This window comes from Haladaptatus sp. W1, from assembly GCF_001723155.1.
Classification (GTDB): domain Archaea; phylum Halobacteriota; class Halobacteria; order Halobacteriales; family Haladaptataceae; genus Haladaptatus; species Haladaptatus paucihalophilus.
This window is the reverse complement of sequence record NZ_MEIH01000086.1, coordinates 1-17,115: the sequence shown is the minus strand read 5'-3', so window position 1 is coordinate 17,115 and position 17,115 is coordinate 1. Positions and strand designations below refer to the sequence as shown.

Genomic DNA, 17,115 nt, shown 5'->3' with positions numbered 1-17,115 from the left:
AATCAGGATTGCGTTTGAGGAAACCCGCGTAGGTTTATATTGGTACGAGAACAATTATCGTCTATGAAGGGGAGAAAATCGTACTTCATCGCGCTCGCGCTCGTCGTCGTTTCGTTCGGCCTCAGCGCGTACTTCTATCCCCAAATGCCGGCACAGATGGCGACCCACTGGAACGCGAGCGGTGCCGCCGACGGAACGATGCCGAAACTATGGGGCCTGCTGTTTCTCCCGACGCTGACCGCGGGACTCCTCGTCCTGTTCGCCGCGCTTCCGCGCATCGACCCGCTCCGGGAGAACGTCGCGGCGTTTCGGGAGTACTACGACCTGTTCGTCGTCCTGTTCGTCGCCTTCATGCTGTACGTCCACCTGCTGACCATCCTGTGGAACCTCGGCTACCGGTTCAACTTCACGACCGTCCTCGCACCGGCGATGGGCGTGTTGTTCTACTTCATCGGCGCGCTCATGAATCGCGTCGAGCGCAACTGGTTCGTCGGCATCAAGACCCCGTGGACGCTCTCGAACGACGACGTGTGGAAGAAGACGCACACGCGCGCCGGGCCGCTGTTCAAACTGGCGGGCGGCCTCGCCGCCCTCGCCGTCTTCGTCCCGCAGTACGCCATCTACCTGATGGTCGGTCCGGTGCTTCTCGCCTCCATCTACCTCACGGTGTACTCCTACGTCGAATATCGGCGCGTCACCGTCTGAACGCGTTCCGTCAGTCCCCACCGTGAGCGATAACCTCGTCGGGGCGAATTTTGAGGAGGACCCGCGCCGTTCGAATCTCCGGTTGGTACTCCTCGCCGGTGTATCGTCGTGAGAGTTCGTCGATGTGTTCCCGGGCACCGTCTTCGGTTACTTCGTCCACCCCGCCGAGGACGGAGAGCGTAGCGGTCGTCGGGGTCGGTCATCCCCATTCCGACTTTCGGATTCTCCCGTACGTTTTGCTCTTTCCGCCGACCGCGTTCGGTGTTGACCAGCACTCTGTCCTCGTCGGCGTCGTAATCGACCCACACCGGCGTTACGTGCGGCAGGCCGTCCGGCGTGAGCGTGGCGAAGTACGCGAACACCGGTTTCTCGAACAACTCCTGAAACTCCGTCGGGATGGATGACATCACGAAATCCACAGTCGGGAGTCACTTCACGCTACGGGCCGCGGAGCCAGCCTTCGACCGGCGGAACGGGGAGGTTACAACGCGTTCGACGCGACGCTCGCCACGAGTCGCCAGACGGTCATGAAGAGCAGTCCGAAGCCGAGCATGACGAGGACGAACGTGAGCGGCGACTCGCCGTGGAAAAACGACGTCGCGCGAAGGCCCGCTCCGATGAGCGCGGCGATGACCCACGTTCCGTCCGCGAACAGCACCGAACTGCGGACCGACCGGCGCGCGCGTGAACTGTACAGTCCGACGACGAGCGACGCGATTATCCACCCGATGAGGAACGGCGCGACGGTCCCGGCGAAGTACACGGGACGTGCGAGGATGTTCTCGTTGTGTCGCATCGCTCCGATTGCGAGGAGGACGACCAACACCACCACGTCGCCGATGACCAGTCCTGCCGTGGTTGACGAGCGGTCGAACCGTCGGGTGCCGAACGCACTGCTCATACACGGTGTTGGGACGCCGGGGTTATGGCGTTCCCGGTGTCGGCTTGACGCCCGCTACGGTGTAATCGAATCCGCGGCTTCGAACGCGCGGGACGAGATTCGCGGCGTCCAACTTCCGAACCAAGGTCTCCGGCGTGACGAACGACGAGTCCATCCCCAGCAGGTGCTCGCCGCGGACGAGGAACCACCCGCGAATCGTCGCCGGGTTGTACTCGCGGACGATGAGCACGCCGCCCGGCCGGAGGACGCGCTCGACCTCCGCGAGCGTCGCGTCCGGGTCGCCGATGTGATGCAGGGCGTCGGAGATGACGGCGGCATCGACGGACTCGCTCGCCAGCGGCAGTCTCGTGGCGTCGCCGCGCACACAGGCCAAGCCGCGACCGTGGGCCTGTGCGAGCATCCCCGCCGACGCATCGACCACGACCTCCTCGTTGACATTCAAAGCGCGAACGGCACGACCGGTTCCCCCGGCGACGTCGGCGATTCGCTCTATCGGACGCTCCGCCTGTTCGAGTCCCTCGCGGAGGACGTCGGAGTCTGTTTCCGGCGAGAAGGTGTCGTAAAAGCGCGCGATGCGGTCGAAATGCCCGATGTCGCCGTCGATAGGGGTCATATCGGAACAACGAAGCCGACCGCATAAAATCCGGCGGGGGACCGACATCCGTTCTCCCGCGACCGCCCCGATGGATGGATGTACATCGCGTCGAAACCGGATGACATGGAGTACGCGGTATTGGGCTGGCCGGACGACGGGCCGAAGATACGCCTCGACTACGAGCGGTTCAGCTACGCGGGCAAGTTCGTGATGTCGAACACGGGGAAGGCCGTCGTCCGCGCCGAACGGCCGTCGGAACGTCCGCCGGTGAGCTTCGGCGACGAATCGGTCGTCGCCGCCATCGCGTTCAACGAGGACCGAACCGACGACGGGACGATGTGGCTCCGGTACGTGACCGTGCACGCCGACCGACGCGGCGAGGGTATCGGGCCGAAACTCACCCGATTCACGACGGAGCGTATTCACGACCGGGGATATCACCGCGTGAGAATCGCGGTAAACAACCCCTACGCGTACCAAGCGCTCTACCGGGCGGGGTTCGGGTTCACCGGCGAGGACACCGGGTTGGCCGAACTCGTCTTGGAACATCCACGTCCCGTAGCGGGGCGCGAGCGCTATCAGGACGGCTTGGACCGCTACCGCGAGCGCGACCTCTCGTCGGGAGAACGAGCGTTTCTTGCGTCGAAGGAGGGAGCGACTCCCCCGCGGGAGTGAATTTCGAGGTCCCTCGCACGATTCGAGTGCGGTGCGCTTTCGCGGTCCTCGGCCTGTTCATTCAGCTATTAACGCCCTATTAACGAAGGTGGAGTATCTCTTTCCGTATCGTAGTGAGAGACGATAGAAGAAGAGTACTCGGCGTCATCGGGTCGGGCCTCTCGGCCGGAATTGCGGGGTGTTCGGCCTTCTCGAAGGACGGGAGCCCCGAGACGACGAGTGAACGGTCCGGCGGCGAACAGTCGACTACCACGGAGGAGGGCCCGGCGGCCCCGGAGACGACCGACACCGAAAACGACTCGAAGTCGGCGTCCGACGAGGGTCCCCCGGAGAAGGTCGAACCGTCGCCGAAAGCGTACCGGTCGGTTCCGCTGCCGAGCAAGCCGACCGAGAACGAGTACGCGACGATGGGCGACGACGACGCCTCGGTGACGGCGAAGTTTTACGGCGCGTGGAAGTGCCCGTACACCCACGATTTCGTCCTGAACATCCTACCAACCCTCATCGAGGAGTACGTGAAACCCGGCGACGTGGCCATCGAGTTCCGCGCAGTCGCCTACGAGGACGGCGAAGGGTTCCACGGCCCGGACGAACCCCGCGCCGCACGCGCCGGACTGTCCGTCTGGAACGAGGACCCCGAATCCTACTGGACGTACTTCGGTACGATGTTCCAAAACCAGAACAGTTCGCCGGGGTGGGCGACGACGGAGACGCTCGTCCGTATCGCCGAGGAGGCCGACGTGAGCCACCTCTCCAAAATCACCTCGCAAATCGAGGCGAAAAAGTACCAGTCCCAAATCGAACGGACGATGGACCAGGTACACGAGATTCCGATTTCGGCCGTCCCCCGCATCGTCGTCGACGACACGGTGACGGCACCGACGGTGAACCTGAAGAAGACGAAAGCGCAACTCGACACCGCGCTCGGACGTGGGTCGGGGTCGGATTCCGAAACGACCACGACGACTACGACGAACGGCGACGACTCCGACACGACCACCACGAATACAACCACAACGACGACGAATACGACTACAACGACTGGGACGAGCGACACGACAACCACGACCGACGACGCTTCCGGGACGACGACTACCACGACGACCGACTCCGGCAGTTAGTCAGGCGGGTTTCTCGCTCATTTTTGTCGTTTCCCGTGCCACGGACCTCCCCTCGGCGCGTCGAAGAGGGTGCTTTGAAGCCCTTCCCGCCCGTAGCGTCGCCAAATGGGAAACTCCGCACTTCGACAGCTCGCGTCCCTCGAAGAGATCAGCTTCGACGACATCGAGGGGTCGCTCGTCGCCATCGACGCGCACAACTGGCTCTATCGCTACCTCACGACGACGGTGAAATGGACGCGTGACGAAGTGTACACCACCGAGGACGGCACCGAGGTCGCAAATCTCGTCGGCGTCGTCCAGGGCTTACCGAAGTTCTTCGAGCACGACCTGACGCCGGTGTTCGTCTTCGACGGCCACGTGACCGACCTCAAGAGCGACGAAATCGAGGACCGGCGCGAACAGCGCGAGAAACTGGAGGAGCGACTTGAGGAGGCGCGCGAGGAGGGCGACGCAATCGAGGTCGCGCGGCTCGACGCCCACACCCAGCGACTCACCCCCGTCATTCAGGAGACGACGCGGGAACTGCTCGACCTGCTCGACGTGCCGGTTATCGAAGCGCCCGCGGAGGGCGAGGCGCAGGCGGCGCACATGGCGCGAACCGGTGCGGTCGATTACGCCGGGACCGAGGATTACGACGCGCTCTTGCTGGGCGCGCCGCTCACCCTTCGCCAACTGACGAGCAAGGGGAACCCCGAACTGATGGACTTCGAGGCGACGCTCGACGAACACGACATCACGTGGGAGCAGTTGGTCGATATCGCCATCCTCTGTGGCACCGACTTCAACGAAGGCGTCTCCGGCGTCGGCCCGAAGACGGCGCTCAAGGGCGTCACAGAGCACGGCGACCTCTGGGGCGTCCTCGAAGAACGGGACGCGTACATCGAGAACGTGGACGTCATCCGCGGGATGTTCCTCGACCCCGACGTGACCGACGAGTTCGAGTTCGACCCGGAGATGGACCCGGACATCGAGGCGGCGCGCGAGTACGTCACCGAGGAGTGGGACATCCGCGAGGACGAGGTGGCGCGCGGCTTCGAGCGCATCGAAGAGAGCATCGCCCAGACCGGCCTCGACCAGTGGACGTAGGGCCAGTACGTTCAGGGTGGTCGAGGCGCTACGGTCGATGATGACTGACAGGACGCTCGAACCGAACGAAGTAACGGAAGGGATGGCGGTCGCGTTCGACTGGTCGCCCGAAAAGTCGAGCGGCGGCGGGACCGTCGAGGGGAAGATTACCCGCGTTTGGCAACCTGACGACGACGTTCAGGAGTTCACCGTCGAAGCCGACGACGGGACCGTCTGGAACGTCTACACCGAATACAGACGACCTCCCGTCGAGCGCGTCGAACTGTCGGGCGATCGCAACGGAACGGAACCGGACGCAAAAACGGTCGGACGACTCGACGAAATCGTCCGCGCCTGATTCGACCGTCGGCGTGTTCGAACCCGTCGTCTTTTGGTTGCCGACGGAAAAGGGTCGTCCATGAACGCGAACGAAGTCGCCGAACTCATCGAATCCGAACTGGACGACGCGGACGCGACCGTGAGCCACCCGCGAGGCGTCCACGACGAAGACCACCTCGCCGCGACCGTCGTCTCCCCGGCGTTCGAGGGAAAGACGCTGGTCGAACAGCACCAGATGGTGTACGACGCGCTCGGTGACCACATGACGACGGACATCCACGCGCTCGAACTGAAGACCTACACGCCAGAAGAGTACGACGAGCGGTAGGTCGATACTTCGAGTAGCGGTTCGGAATCAGCGGTTCGGAATCGTCGCTTCTTGATCCAGACGCCGGTTGCGAAGCGCCGTTCCCGTCTCGGCATCGAACAGGTGTATCGCTTCCTCGGGAATCCGGGCGATGACCTCCTGCCCGTCCTCGATGGTCCGCATTCCGCTGAGCGTCGCGACGAAGGTTTCCCGTTCCTCCATCGGTTTCGATTCGCCGCTGTCCACGAACTGAAGGTACACGTTGTTCTCGTTGCCCATCGGTTCGACGACGTCCACGACGGTTTCGAACTCGTGTTCGCCACCGCCGCTGGCGACGAGTTCCACGTCCTCGGGTCGGACGCCGAGCGTCACGCGCTTGGCGTCGTCGAGTTCCGCCGCCGTCTCCGAGGACAGCGGATATTCGAACCACTCGCCGACGAGCGAATCGCTGTTCCGCTCCATCTCGAAGAAGTTCATCGACGGCTCGCCGATGAACCCGGCGACGAACCGGTTCGCCGGTTGGTGATACGCCTCGATGGGGGTGGCGACCTGCTGGAGTTTCCCGTCGTTGAGGATGGCGATTTTATCGCCCATCGTCATCGCCTCCGTCTGGTCGTGGGTGACGTAGACGGTGGTCACGCCGAGGTCCTCCTGCAGTCGCTGGAGTTCGGTGCGCATCTGCGACCGAAGTTTGGCGTCGAGGTTCGACAGCGGTTCGTCCATCAGGAACACTTCCGGGTCTCGGACGATGGCGCGGCCGAGCGCGACACGCTGTTGTTGCCCGCCGGAGAGTTCGCCGGGTTTGCGGTCGAGGAGGTCCGCGATGCCGAGCATCTCGGCGGCGTCCTCGACCGTCTGCGTGATTTCGCTTTTCGGCATGTCCGTCGATTCCTCCAGCCCGAAGCTCATGTTCTGGCGCACGGTCATGTGCGGATAGAGCGCGTAGGACTGGAACACCATGGCGATGTTGCGCGCCGTCGGCGGTTGGTCGTTGATGACCGTCTCGCCGAGGCGAATCTCGCCAGCCGAGACGGTTTCGAGCCCCGCGATCATGCGGAGCGTCGTCGATTTTCCGCATCCGGACGGACCGACGAGGACGAGGAATTCGCCGTCGTCGATGTCGACGTTCGCCGAATCGACCGCAACGATGTCGTCGCCGCCGTCGTCGAACACCTTCGTCACGCCGTCGAGTGTGAGCTTAGCCATCCGTACTCCTCCGTTGTGTCGTGTATATCGATATCATTAGCTTGCAACTCCTTTTGCGAACTGGTCTCCGAACAGGACGTAGACGATGAGCGTGGGTATCGCCGCGATGAACGCCCCGGCCATCTGCAGGCCGAACGATTGGATGATACCGCCGCTCAAGTTGTTCAACGCGACCGTTACCGGTGCCGACGAACCGCTCCCGCTCGGGATGATGACCAGCGCGAACAGGAGGTCGTTCCAGACCTGCGTGAACTGGTAGATGAGCGTCACGGCGAACATCGGCTTCGACAGCGGAAGGACGATGTTCCGGTAGATGCTGAACACGCTCGCGCCGTCGAGTCGCGCCGCCTCCAACATCTCGTCCGAGAAGTTCCGGTAGTACGACCGGAACAGCAGGAACGTGATGGGAATCCCGTACGCCGTGTGCGCGATGATGAGATTGATGAGGTTCGCGTAGTACTCGTGCATGAACGGCAGTCCCCACAGCGGCGAGAGAAGCGCCTGCGTGTCCACGATGGTGAACAACCGTGCGAGCGGCACCAGCACCGCCTGATACGGGATGAAGATACCCGCGACGAACAGCGCGACGATGGGCATCTGGTACTTCCAATCGACGTTGGTGATGCCGTAGGCGGCGAAACTACCGAGCGTCGCCGACAGGACGGTCGCCGGGATGGCCAACAGCAGGCTGTTCACCAACCCGGACTGAAGCTTGCCCAACGCGACGCGCCACGCTTCGAGCGTGAACCCGTCCCCGAGCGGGGGGAAGAACGGCAGCGACGTGTTGAACGCGTTTTGGGTCTTGAACGCCGTCATGATACCCGCTTCCAGCGGTGCGAGGTAGAACGCGACGAGCGCGAACAACACGACGTACAACAGCGCCCTGCTCGTGCTCGTCGTTCGAACGCCGTGTCTCACCCGGTCCGTCCACGTCCGATTTTCGGGGTCGGGTGCGGCCGGTGTTCCGCTCATCGCTGCCTCCGTTGAAGTCGTGTCGTCATAGTTCACCTCGTCGATATTCGTTGTACAGGTACGGCGTCACGACTGCCAGCGCCATCACGAAGAGGACGATGGCGATGGCGGACCCGTACGCCCAGTGAAGCGAGCCGAACGCCTCGCGGTACATCATCGTCGCGAGGATGTCCGCGGCGGGACCGGGCTGACGGCCGAACATCACGTACAGGAAGTCGAACGCCTTCAGCGCGAAGACCATGAGCACGACCGCCGCGCTGACGGTTGAGGCCCGAAGCTGCGGCACGATGACGCGGCGGTACATGCGCCACGTGCTCGCGCCGTCGACCCGCGCCGCCTCGAAGTGCTCGTCCGGAATCGCCCGCAAGCCCGCGAGGTAGACGACCATCGCGTACCCGCTGAACTGCCAGATGAGCGCGAAGATGACCGCGGCCAACTTCGTCGTCGGGTCGCTTATCCACTGGTGGGCCAGAGAGTCGAGACCGAAGCTCCGGAAGGTGACGTTGATCATCCCACTGTTGAAGTTGTACATCCACGCCCAGAACTTCGCCGTCACCACGAACGAGAGGCTCATGGGGAGCAAGTAGATGGTTCGGAACGTGTTCTCGAACCGGATGTCCCGGTCGACGATGATGGCCAGGATCAACCCGAAGACGAGACACAACCCGGTGAATGCGACGAGCAGGACGAGCGTATTCCGCGCCGCCGTCCAGAATCCCGGGTCGTTGAACAACTGCCGGTACATCTCGAAATCGAGCGCCGAGAGTTTGTACGTCGGCAGTTGGAACGTCTCGAAATCCGTAAGCGAGATGATGAAGTTCCAGCCGATGGCACCGTACACGAAAAAGCCCATCAACAGGAACGGCGGCAACCAGAACGGGAGGCTCTGGACGAACTCGCTCGATAGCAGTGACTCACTCTCCGCGTGCTCGACCGTCGTTCCGCCGTCGGCGCGGAGCGATTCGTCCTCGCCGGATACCAACCGCTTCAATTTTCTGTATGTTCGTTGCATGTGGAAAAGTTTGGTGTGCGTTTCGGAGTTAGTTGAACGAATTCGAGAACTGGTTGGCCGTTTTATCGACGTTCCAGTTCGAGATGAACGACGCCGTTGCGTCTTTCAGGTTCGTCAACGTCTCCGGCGTCGTCGCCAATCCGTGGGCGACGGACGGAGGCTGCGATTTCGAGTTCTTGAAGTCATCCATCTGCTGGGAGAGGAACGGCCCGAACTTCTCCTTGGAGACGTCGGTCCGCGGCGGAATCGACCCTTTCTTGGGGTTGAACCGCTCCTGTGCGTCCTTCGAACCCACGTACTGGAGGAACTTCTTGGTCGCCTCCGGCGACGGGTTCTGTTTCGGGAAGGGGAACGAGTCCATGTTGAGCGCGTACATCTTCCCGGTTCCGGGGAACGGAACGTGGTTCCACTGCTTTTCGTACTCGAAGTTCTCCTGTTCGCGGTACATGCTCGCCGCCCAGTCGCCTTGGTGGAAGAACGCCGCCTCGCCCTTGAGGATCTTCTTGTTGGCCTGTTGCCAGTCGAGCGACCCGGAGTCTTTGTTGAAGTGCGCCTTGTACTCCTTGACGATGGAGAGGGCGTTTTTCACGGCCTTCTTGTTCGCGTCGACCTTGCCGCTCATCACGGCGTTGTAGGTCTTCACGCCCGACTCGCCGAGGAGGACCTGCGCCCACAGTTGGAGGGTGGACCACGGCGATTTCGTCTGCTGGGCCATCCCGACTGCATCCGTGTTGCTCTCCACCTTCTTCATCGCGGCGGTGAGGTCGGACGGCTTCGAGATGGACTTCGGATCGACGCCGGCGTCCTCGACGACCTTCGTGTTGTAAAAGAGGTTGTTCAGCCGGTGGATGTTCAGCGGAACGGCGACAAACTTCCCGTCAAGCTTGGCGACCTCCTTCGGACCGCTCCGATAGGCGTCCTTCATTCCGTTTTCCGACCAGACCGAATCGCTGATGTCGTGAAGGATGTCGTTCTCGACGTAGGGCGTGAGGTTCTTTCCGGGCCACGCCTGCCACGAGCTCGGCGGCTTGCCTTGGAGGACGCGCTTTTTCACGACGTCTTTCAGGTTCTGCCCCGCACCGCCCGCGATGGGGTTCGGTTTGACTTCGATGTCCGGGTACTCCTCCTTGAATCCGTCGAGGAGGGCCGTAATCGCGGCGTGACCGTCGCCGCCCGTCCACCAGTGCTGGAGTTCGAGCTTCTTGTAGTCCGTATTACCGTCCTTTCCGCTTCCGTCGTCGTTCTTGTTTTCGTTGTCGCCGCCGTTGTCGTCGTCACCGCCGCCGGTGCATCCGGCGAGACCAGCGACTCCGGCAGTCCCGGCGAGACCCATTCCTTTGACGTACGTCCGTCGATTCAATCCGTTATCGTTATCGCCTGTCATATTGATGCCTCAGTATGCGTCTATTTACCTATTCGGTAAGAGCTACTTAATTATTTTTAAATTAATTCTACTCCGAGTGAATGCTTACAGTCGAGATAGTGTTTGAATTCAGTTGTTTCGGCCTCGTAGCCCTATTTTGGTAGCCCCGTTTCGATGGGTTTTACGCTCGCCCACATCGACCCTCCACACGCATGAGCGACGAGGATTATCGAATCGAGGAGGACAGCCTCGGGGAGATGAAAGTTCCAGCGGACGCCTACTGGGGCGCACAGACCCAGCGCGCGGTCGAAAACTTCCCCATCTCGGGAATCACGTTCGGGCGGCGGTTCATCCGCGCGCTCGGAATCGTGAAGAAGGCCGCCGCACAGGCGAACGAGGAACTCGGGATGATCGAATCGGACGAAGCGGAAGCCATCGTCGAGGCCGCCGACGAGGTTATCGCGGGCGAACACGACGACCAGTTCCCGGTGGACGTCTTCCAAACCGGGTCCGGTACGTCCTCGAACATGAACGCGAACGAGGTCATCGCCAACCGCGCCGCCGAAATCTACGGGGAGGAAATCGGGGACCGCGTGATTCACCCGAACGACCACGTTAACTTCGGCCAGTCGAGCAACGACGTGATTCCGACCGCGATGCACGTCTCCGCGCTCGAAGCCGTCGAGAAGGACGTGCTTCCGGCCCTCGACACCCTCCGCGAGGCGCTCGCGGAGAAAGAAGAGGAGTACGACGGCGTGGTGAAGACGGGCCGCACGCACCTGCAGGACGCAACCCCCGTCCGCGTCGGGCAGGAGTTCGGCGGCTACCGCTCGCAGATAGAGAAGGGACTCTCCCGCGTCGACCACGTTAGGGACCACCTAAGCGAACTCGCGCTCGGCGGAACGGCGGTCGGGACGGGGCTGAACACCCACCCCGAGTTCCCCGCGCTCGCCGCCGACTACATCAGCGAGGAGACCGGCATCCGATTCCGCGAGGCCGACAACCACTTCGAGGCGCAGGCCGCCCACGACGCGATGGCCGAGGCGCACGGCGCGCTCCGCACCGTCGCCGGGTCGCTCAACAAGATAGCGAACGACCTCCGCCTGCTGGCGTCGGGACCGCGCAACGGACTCGGCGAAATCGACCAGCCCGAGAACCAGCCCGGCAGTTCCATCATGCCCGGCAAAATCAATCCCGTCGTCGCGGAAGCCGTCAATCAAGTTCACAAGCAGGTCGTCGGTAACGACACCACCGTCGAGTACGGCGCGGCCGAGGGTCAGATAGACCTCAACCTGTACAAACCCGTCCTCGCGCACAACTTCCTCGAATCGGCGGAACTCCTCTCGAACGTCAGCGAGACGTTCGCGGACAAGTTCGTTCGAAAGCTCGACGTCGACGCGGAGTATTGCGAGGAGCAGGTCGAACAGAGCATGGCGCTCGCCACGGCGCTCAACCCGCACATCGGCTACGACAAGGCGTCGAAAGCCGCGAAGGAGGCGCTCAAGGAGGACAAGACCGTCCGGCAGGTTGTCATCGAGAAGGGCTACCTGAGCGAGGAGGAAGCGAACGAGATCATCGACCCCGAAGCGATGACTCACCGCGGCATCCTCGGACAGGACGAGTAAACAGCCGTCCCGTTTTTTATTCGGCTCGTCTGCCGCGAAAAACGTTGCCTCGCGTCAGAACAGGCTGGTGAAGAAGTTAACGACTCCTTCGATGAGCGAGATGAACCCGCTCCAGAGCTTGCCGAAGAAGCCTTGACTCTCGTTGGAGGGCGGAGTCGTCGTCGTCGTCCCCTCCATCGGAGTGGTCGTCTCCCCCGACCCTTCCGTCGTCTGCTGGGTCGTCTGCGTCGTCGTTTCGGACTGACACGCTTTCGAGGAGATGGTGATTGGCTTGTTCATGTTCAGCTTCGTGCGGGTGGGGTTGTTCACGTCACCCGACAACACCTCCCATTTCTTGATTTTGCCGTCGTACACCCCTCCTTCACCCGCCAGTACCGCCTTCTCGTTGAACTGCGGGTTGATAGTGATCTTGAAATCTTTACCTAGACTGCGATAGACGGCACCGTCGGCGCGACCCTCCTGCCACGTCCAACTGACGTTCGCACTTGCGCTTTCCTTCCCGTTCCAGTTGCGATGTTTCGAGTAGTCGAACGTGTCTCGGTTCGTCGAGGCGTCGTAGGAGTCGTCTTTGACGATGAACTTCCCCTTGACGGGGAGGTTAGTTATGCGGAACGTCACCGCACCTCCCGCACCGGCGTCGATCTTGTCGTGAATCATCACGAGGCTCAGCCCCTTCGGTCCCTGATAGAGGAAGAGGATGCTGGTGTCCTTTCGTTGGAGGTTTTGCGTCCCGAAGGAGGCGTACTTGTACGACGACGGGTCGGTGTCCGGCGTTCGGTAGTCGTAAAACTCCTCGACCGGCAGTCCCGACATCGAGAGCGGTTCGATGGGGATGCATTTTCCGTCCTGTTCGATGGAGAACTGGGCGTTCCCCCCGGATTGGGCATTTGCCGACGAGACGCCTCCGAGTATGGCAGTCGAGGCGACAGTCGCCTGAACGAATCGGCGACGGTTGATAGTGGGCGAGTTCTCGGTCATGCTGTCCACGAAAGGTACGATTTCCCGGCGTCTTTGTTCCACGCCGACTGACTGAAATCAGTACCAGCCGAACGAAACGGTAGGGAATCCGTACTCCTCCGGTACGGGTGGTATTCCGGCACAGTAAGTGTGACATACCTTTCCAAGGTCGTGCCCCGGCTCGGGGGTGCGTTCGTTCGACGACGCGACCGGTAGACCACGCCTACCTTTATCCCCTATCCACCCTGTCGTGTAGGTATGGAGACACTCAACCCCCGCGTCCGCGTCGTTTGGTTCGTGAGCGTCCTCGTCCTCGCGGCGCTCGTCGGCGGTGTGCTCGCCGGGGTTCGTCGGTTTCTCGTCGAGTTCGCGCTCGCCCTCGTCGGCGCGGGCGTTCTCGCCGCTGCCGTCATCGGGGTCGGGTACGTCCTGTTCAAGTATCGCACGTGGCGGTTCGAAATCCGCGACGACGACCTGTACCTCGAACGCGGGGTTTTCACCCGCGTCACGACCGTCGTTCCCTTCGTCCGCGTTCAACACGTCGATACGCAACGCGGTCCCATCGAGCGACTGCTCGGCCTCGGCAGCGTCGTCGTCTACACCGCCGGGTCGCGGGGAGCGGACGTGACGATACCCGGACTCACGCCCGAACGGGCGAGCGAACTGCAGGGCCGTCTTCGGAACCTCGCGGTCGAGAGCGAGTACGAGGACGCGGTATGAAGTTACACCCCCGCTCGCTCCCCTATCGAATGCTCACCCGCGGTGGCCGCGTCGTTTCCACCGTTTTGTTCGCCGGATTCGCGGCCATCGGCGCGATAGAGTGGTTGAATCTCGAACTCTTCGCGGTCCTCCTGCTCGCCGTCCTGCTCATCGTGATGGCCTGGGAAGTCGCCTACCATCGCCGGTTCGAGTACGAACTCACGGACAACTCGCTCGACATCGAATCCGGCGTCTTCTCGCGTCGACGGCGGGAGATTCCACTCCGCCGAGTACAGAACGTGGACATCCACCGGAACGTCGTCCAGCGAATCGCAGGAATCGCCTCGCTCGGACTGGAAACCGCGGGCGGCGGCGAAACTGAAGCCCGCCTCGAATACGTCGCCTACGAGGAGGCGCGACGACTCCAACGCGAGATACAGCGCCGAAAGAACGGAATCTCGACCGGTCGGGAGGCGGAAGACGAGACCGACGGTCCCGACGAGGAAATGTTGTACGAGATCAGTTCGGAGGAACTGCTGTTGCTCTCGGCCGTTTCGATTGAGCCGCGCGCCGTCGGATTGGTGTTTCTCATCGTCCCGTTCGTCACGAGCACGGTGGACCTCGCCAGCGTGACGTTCCTCGTCGGTCTCGCCCAGATAGTGTTCTCCGCGCTCATCCTGTGGGTGAGCAGCGGGATGATAACGTTCGCGCGCCACTACGGCTTTCGGCTGACGCGCGTCGGCGACGAACTCCGCTACGAACGGGGATTGCTCCAGCGGTACAACGGGAGCATCCCGATAGACAAGATACAGACGCTCACGGTCCGGGAAAACCCCGTTATGCGATTGGCCGGTTACTCGGCGCTTTCCGTCGAAACGGCGGGCTACGCGCCCGGACAGGGACCCTCTGCCTCCGGCGGGTCCGAGGCGGCGATTCCCCTCGCGGTCCGAAGCCGCGTCCGCTCGCTCGCCCACTCGCTCGAATCGTTCGAGGACCCGACGTTCCAGCGCCCGCCGAAGCGGGCGCGACGGCGTTACACCGTCCGCTACGCCATCGCGGCCGCGCTCCTGACCGGCGTCGCCTACGGTATCGACCGATTCACCGGCTTCGTCGATTTCTGGTACGCGCCGCTCGCCCTCCTGCTTCTCGCACCGGTCGCCGGACTGTATCAGTGGAAACATCGCGGCTATCACGTCGGCGACGAACACGTCGTGACGCGAAACGGATTTTGGCGACGGACGACGCGCATCGTGCCCTACTATCGGGTGCAGACGGTCATCCAGCGCGAAACGCTCTTCCAGCGACGGTGGTCGTTGGCGACGGTCGTCGTGGACACCGCGAGTTCCATCGGCTTTCGAAGCAAGGACTCACACGCCGCCGACGTGGACGCCGACGACGCGGCCGAACTCCGTGAACTGGTGGCTCGTCGTCTCGGCCGAGCGGTGAAACGCAGGCGGACCGAACGCGATCGAGAGAATGGGCGAAAACGGGCGGAAGCGGTGTCAGACCAACCGACGGACTCCGAAAGCGACTGACTTCCGCGTCGCCACGGTCGGCCATCGGGTCGTCAACGCGACGGGTCGATTTCCGAGTCGGTCACGTCCTCGACGATGAAGACGATTCGTTCCACGGTGCCGTCCTCGGCGTGGACGGGTGCTCCGTTCACGGAGAAGTGCCGCCACTCCCCGTCCGGGGTCCGGTATCGCGTCCGCACGCCACGAAGCGTCGTTTCGTCCTCGAAAATCGTCGTCAACGGGTGGCCGTTCTCTCCGATGGGTGTCCCGTCCTCGTCAGTCACCGTCCACTCCGAGGAGTCGTAATTCCTGTTCGTGATTCGCTCCTTCGGAAGTGCCAGCATCTCGGCCATCCGCTCGTTGACCCGCTCTATCTCACCGTCCGTGTCGAGGATGATGATGCCGACGGGACTCGTTTCGAACACGCGTTCGAGCAGCTCCCGCTCGCGGCGGTGTTCCTTCCGAATCCGGGTTTCGTCGGTGACGTCGCGGAAGTACACCGACAACCCTTCCGTCGAGGGGTAGGCGTGGACTTCGAACAGGGTTTCGAGGGGTTCGAAGTAGGCTTCGAACGTGGTCGGCTCCTGTCGCTCCATCGCCCGTCGGTACTCCGATTCGAACGTCGAGTTGACCGATTCGGGGAACTCCTCCCAGACGACGTTCCCGAGGAGGTCCGCCTCGGGGCGGTCGAGCAGTTCCTCGCCGCGCGCGTTGACGAAGGTGAACCGCCAGTCGGTGTCCAACGCGAAAAACGCGTCCGTCACCCGGTCGTAGACGGCGTTCATGTGCCGTCGGTACGCGTCCGTCGCTCGTTCGGCGCGATGGCGGCTGACGACGTTTTCGATGCGGTTCGCCAGCACCGCGTATCTGTCGGGGCCTCCCTTCTGGAGGTAGTCGGTGACGCCCGCGGAGATGGCTTCGCTAGCTATCTCTTCGCTCCCTTTGCCGGTGAAGAGGATGAACGGCAGTTCGGGCGAACGCTCACGAACCGCTTCTAAGAATTCGAGTCCGTCCATCGACCCCATGTCGAAATCGCTGACGATACAATCCACCGTGAGGGAATCGAGACGGTCGATGGCTTTCGTGGGTGCCGTTTCGGTGTAAACGGCGATATCCGATATGTATTCGGACAGCAACGGGTCGGAGAGGCGCAACCGTGCCGGGTCGTCATCGACGTGGAGGATACGAATCGGCGCGTCCGCTGTTGGATTCCTCGACGCGAGGAAATCGTTCATATCCAGTTTACTGTTCGTATCATTTTTATATCTATGGGGAGCATGCCGATATCGAATTCATATTTTCGAAGAAATTCACGGATGAGTAAACATTTGCGTGTCATTTATGCGGTCGTCTCTCTCGCTCGTCGGTGGCGTGCGCGAACCGTGACCCGACGGTTCGAATGGACAGACTCGCCCGAACTGGTCGGTTTTTTACCCCTCCACATCTCATGTCCGACCAATGAGTGAGTACGACTACGAGAACCTCGGTCTCGTGGCGGGGCTGGAGATACACCAGCAACTCGACACCGAGACGAAGCTGTTCTGTGGCTGTCCGACCGAACTACGCGACCCCGAGGAGTCGTCCCGAACATTCACCCGCTATCTCCATCCGACGCGGAGCGAACTCGGCGAGATAGACGAAGCGGCCCTCGAAGAGAGCCAAATCGACCGCGAATTCGAATATCTCGGCTACGACTCCACCTGTCTCGTGGAGGCCGACGACGAACCGCCACACCGACTGGACGGGGAAGCCCAGCAGGTCGTCCTCGAAATCGCCCAACTGCTCGACATGGACGTAGTGGACCAAGCGCACGTCATGCGAAAAATCGTCGTTGACGGGTCGAACACCTCGGGATTCCAGCGGTCCACGCTCGTCGCAACCGGCGGCGAAATCCAGACCAGCGACGGTCCGGTCGGCGTCGAGGACCTGATGCTCGAAGAGGAGAGCGCCCAGCGCGTCGAGGAGCGCGAGGACGGCGTTACCTTCAGCCTCGACCGCCTCGGCATCCCGCTGATCGAAATCGGCACCAGCCCGGACATCAGTTCGCCCGAACAGGCTC

17 protein-coding genes and 2 pseudogenes are annotated in these 17,115 nt (G+C 62.2%); 10 read left to right on the top strand and 9 right to left on the bottom strand.

Annotation, left to right across the window (positions count from 1 at the left end):
* Positions 1-63: 63 nt before the first annotated feature.
* On the top strand, positions 64-705 hold the full coding sequence (locus tag BG842_RS04820; protein ID WP_069449892.1) for an SdpI family protein: 642 nt from the start codon (positions 64-66) through the stop codon (positions 703-705).
* Positions 706-715: 10 nt separating this feature from the next.
* Here the strand turns inward: BG842_RS04820 and BG842_RS04815 are convergent.
* From BG842_RS04815 to BG842_RS04805, 3 genes and pseudogenes are all read right to left on the bottom strand, one after another.
* Positions 716-1,112, bottom strand: a pseudogene (locus BG842_RS04815) (pyridoxamine 5'-phosphate oxidase family protein).
* A gap of 74 nt (positions 1,113-1,186) precedes the next feature.
* Positions 1,187-1,606 carry a DUF3054 domain-containing protein gene (locus BG842_RS04810; protein ID WP_069449891.1) on the bottom strand — a complete coding sequence of 140 codons (420 nt, stop codon included), beginning with the start codon at positions 1,604-1,606 and terminating at the stop codon, positions 1,187-1,189.
* Between the two features lie 22 nt (positions 1,607-1,628).
* Entirely contained in the window at positions 1,629-2,219 is a 591-nt protein-coding gene (locus tag BG842_RS04805) for a class I SAM-dependent methyltransferase (RefSeq protein ID WP_069449890.1), read from the bottom strand.
* 105 nt (positions 2,220-2,324) lie between these two features.
* Between BG842_RS04805 and BG842_RS04800 the strand changes: the two genes are divergently transcribed.
* The 5 genes from BG842_RS04800 (at position 2,325) to BG842_RS04780 (ending at position 5,729) form a co-directional block, all read left to right on the top strand.
* On the top strand, positions 2,325-2,876 hold the full coding sequence (locus BG842_RS04800; RefSeq protein ID WP_217493268.1) for a GNAT family N-acetyltransferase: 552 nt from the start codon (positions 2,325-2,327) through the stop codon (positions 2,874-2,876).
* Positions 2,877-2,989: 113 nt separating this feature from the next.
* Positions 2,990-3,997, top strand: a complete 1,008-nt coding sequence (locus BG842_RS04795) for a thioredoxin domain-containing protein (protein WP_069449888.1) — start codon at positions 2,990-2,992, stop codon at positions 3,995-3,997.
* A gap of 105 nt (positions 3,998-4,102) precedes the next feature.
* Positions 4,103-5,083 carry a flap endonuclease-1 gene (gene fen, locus BG842_RS04790; protein ID WP_069449887.1) on the top strand — a complete coding sequence of 327 codons (981 nt, stop codon included), beginning with the start codon at positions 4,103-4,105 and terminating at the stop codon, positions 5,081-5,083.
* 40 nt (positions 5,084-5,123) lie between these two features.
* The gene (locus BG842_RS04785; protein ID WP_018128649.1) at positions 5,124-5,420 is read left to right on the top strand and encodes a hypothetical protein; all 297 of its coding nucleotides are present in this window, start codon (positions 5,124-5,126) and stop codon (positions 5,418-5,420) included.
* A gap of 60 nt (positions 5,421-5,480) precedes the next feature.
* A complete protein-coding gene (locus tag BG842_RS04780) occupies positions 5,481-5,729 on the top strand; it encodes a BolA family protein (RefSeq protein WP_069449894.1) in 249 nt (82 codons plus the stop codon).
* A 27-nt stretch (positions 5,730-5,756) separates the two neighbouring features.
* Here the strand turns inward: BG842_RS04780 and BG842_RS04775 are convergent, their stop codons facing one another.
* Genes BG842_RS04775 through BG842_RS04760 form a run of 4 tightly spaced genes read right to left on the bottom strand, consistent with a single transcriptional unit; the run spans position 5,757 to position 10,282 of the window.
* A complete protein-coding gene (locus tag BG842_RS04775; RefSeq protein ID WP_069449886.1) occupies positions 5,757-6,914 on the bottom strand; it encodes an ABC transporter ATP-binding protein in 1,158 nt (385 codons plus the stop codon).
* A gap of 36 nt (positions 6,915-6,950) precedes the next feature.
* Positions 6,951-7,886, bottom strand: a complete 936-nt coding sequence (locus BG842_RS04770; RefSeq protein WP_069449893.1) for a carbohydrate ABC transporter permease — start codon at positions 7,884-7,886, stop codon at positions 6,951-6,953.
* Positions 7,887-7,911: 25 nt separating this feature from the next.
* Complete coding sequence (locus tag BG842_RS04765; RefSeq protein WP_069449885.1) at positions 7,912-8,898, bottom strand: carbohydrate ABC transporter permease; 987 nt, start codon at positions 8,896-8,898, stop codon at positions 7,912-7,914.
* 28 nt (positions 8,899-8,926) lie between these two features.
* On the bottom strand, positions 8,927-10,282 hold the full coding sequence (locus BG842_RS04760; RefSeq protein WP_069449884.1) for an ABC transporter substrate-binding protein: 1,356 nt from the start codon (positions 10,280-10,282) through the stop codon (positions 8,927-8,929).
* Between the two features lie 191 nt (positions 10,283-10,473).
* Here BG842_RS04760 and BG842_RS04755 point away from each other — a divergent pair, with 191 nt between their 5' ends.
* Complete coding sequence (locus BG842_RS04755; protein WP_069449883.1) at positions 10,474-11,886, top strand: aspartate ammonia-lyase; 1,413 nt, start codon at positions 10,474-10,476, stop codon at positions 11,884-11,886.
* Between the two features lie 54 nt (positions 11,887-11,940).
* Here BG842_RS04755 and BG842_RS04750 read toward each other — a convergent pair whose 3' ends face one another.
* Positions 11,941-12,864 carry a hypothetical protein gene (locus BG842_RS04750; RefSeq protein WP_069449882.1) on the bottom strand — a complete coding sequence of 308 codons (924 nt, stop codon included), beginning with the start codon at positions 12,862-12,864 and terminating at the stop codon, positions 11,941-11,943.
* Between the two features lie 237 nt (positions 12,865-13,101).
* Between BG842_RS04750 and BG842_RS04745 the strand changes: the two genes are divergently transcribed.
* Together BG842_RS04745 and BG842_RS04740 are read left to right on the top strand one after the other, a co-directional pair.
* Entirely contained in the window at positions 13,102-13,563 is a 462-nt protein-coding gene (locus BG842_RS04745; protein ID WP_069449881.1) for a PH domain-containing protein, read from the top strand.
* Entirely contained in the window at positions 13,560-15,077 is a 1,518-nt protein-coding gene (locus BG842_RS04740) for a PH domain-containing protein (RefSeq protein WP_069449880.1), read from the top strand. Before BG842_RS04745 ends, BG842_RS04740 begins: the two co-directional genes overlap by 4 nt.
* Positions 15,078-15,109: 32 nt before the next feature.
* Here the strand turns inward: BG842_RS04740 and BG842_RS04735 are convergent, their stop codons facing one another.
* On the bottom strand, positions 15,110-16,291 hold the full coding sequence (locus BG842_RS04735; RefSeq protein ID WP_069449879.1) for a PAS domain-containing protein: 1,182 nt from the start codon (positions 16,289-16,291) through the stop codon (positions 15,110-15,112).
* A 223-nt stretch (positions 16,292-16,514) separates the two neighbouring features.
* Here BG842_RS04735 and BG842_RS04730 point away from each other — a divergent pair.
* Positions 16,515-17,115: pseudogene (locus tag BG842_RS04730) on the top strand (Glu-tRNA(Gln) amidotransferase GatDE subunit E); the annotation flags it as partial.

Coding starts and splice junctions, on each gene's coding strand:
- BG842_RS04820 (WP_069449892.1), top strand. CDS start 64: ATGAAGGGGAGAAAATCGTACTTCATCGCGCTCGCGCTCGTCGTCGTT.
- BG842_RS04810 (WP_069449891.1), bottom strand. CDS start 1,606: ATGAGCAGTGCGTTCGGCACCCGACGGTTCGACCGCTCGTCAACCACG.
- BG842_RS04805 (WP_069449890.1), bottom strand. CDS start 2,219: ATGACCCCTATCGACGGCGACATCGGGCATTTCGACCGCATCGCGCGC.
- BG842_RS04800 (WP_217493268.1), top strand. CDS start 2,325: ATGGAGTACGCGGTATTGGGCTGGCCGGACGACGGGCCGAAGATACGC.
- fen (WP_069449887.1), top strand. CDS start 4,103: ATGGGAAACTCCGCACTTCGACAGCTCGCGTCCCTCGAAGAGATCAGC.
- BG842_RS04785 (WP_018128649.1), top strand. CDS start 5,124: ATGACTGACAGGACGCTCGAACCGAACGAAGTAACGGAAGGGATGGCG.
- BG842_RS04780 (WP_069449894.1), top strand. CDS start 5,481: ATGAACGCGAACGAAGTCGCCGAACTCATCGAATCCGAACTGGACGAC.
- BG842_RS04775 (WP_069449886.1), bottom strand. CDS start 6,914: ATGGCTAAGCTCACACTCGACGGCGTGACGAAGGTGTTCGACGACGGC.
- BG842_RS04770 (WP_069449893.1), bottom strand. CDS start 7,886: ATGAGCGGAACACCGGCCGCACCCGACCCCGAAAATCGGACGTGGACG.
- BG842_RS04765 (WP_069449885.1), bottom strand. CDS start 8,898: ATGCAACGAACATACAGAAAATTGAAGCGGTTGGTATCCGGCGAGGAC.
- BG842_RS04760 (WP_069449884.1), bottom strand. CDS start 10,282: ATGACAGGCGATAACGATAACGGATTGAATCGACGGACGTACGTCAAA.
- BG842_RS04755 (WP_069449883.1), top strand. CDS start 10,474: ATGAGCGACGAGGATTATCGAATCGAGGAGGACAGCCTCGGGGAGATG.
- BG842_RS04750 (WP_069449882.1), bottom strand. CDS start 12,864: ATGACCGAGAACTCGCCCACTATCAACCGTCGCCGATTCGTTCAGGCG.
- BG842_RS04745 (WP_069449881.1), top strand. CDS start 13,102: ATGGAGACACTCAACCCCCGCGTCCGCGTCGTTTGGTTCGTGAGCGTC.
- BG842_RS04740 (WP_069449880.1), top strand. CDS start 13,560: ATGAAGTTACACCCCCGCTCGCTCCCCTATCGAATGCTCACCCGCGGT.
- BG842_RS04735 (WP_069449879.1), bottom strand. CDS start 16,291: ATGAACGATTTCCTCGCGTCGAGGAATCCAACAGCGGACGCGCCGATT.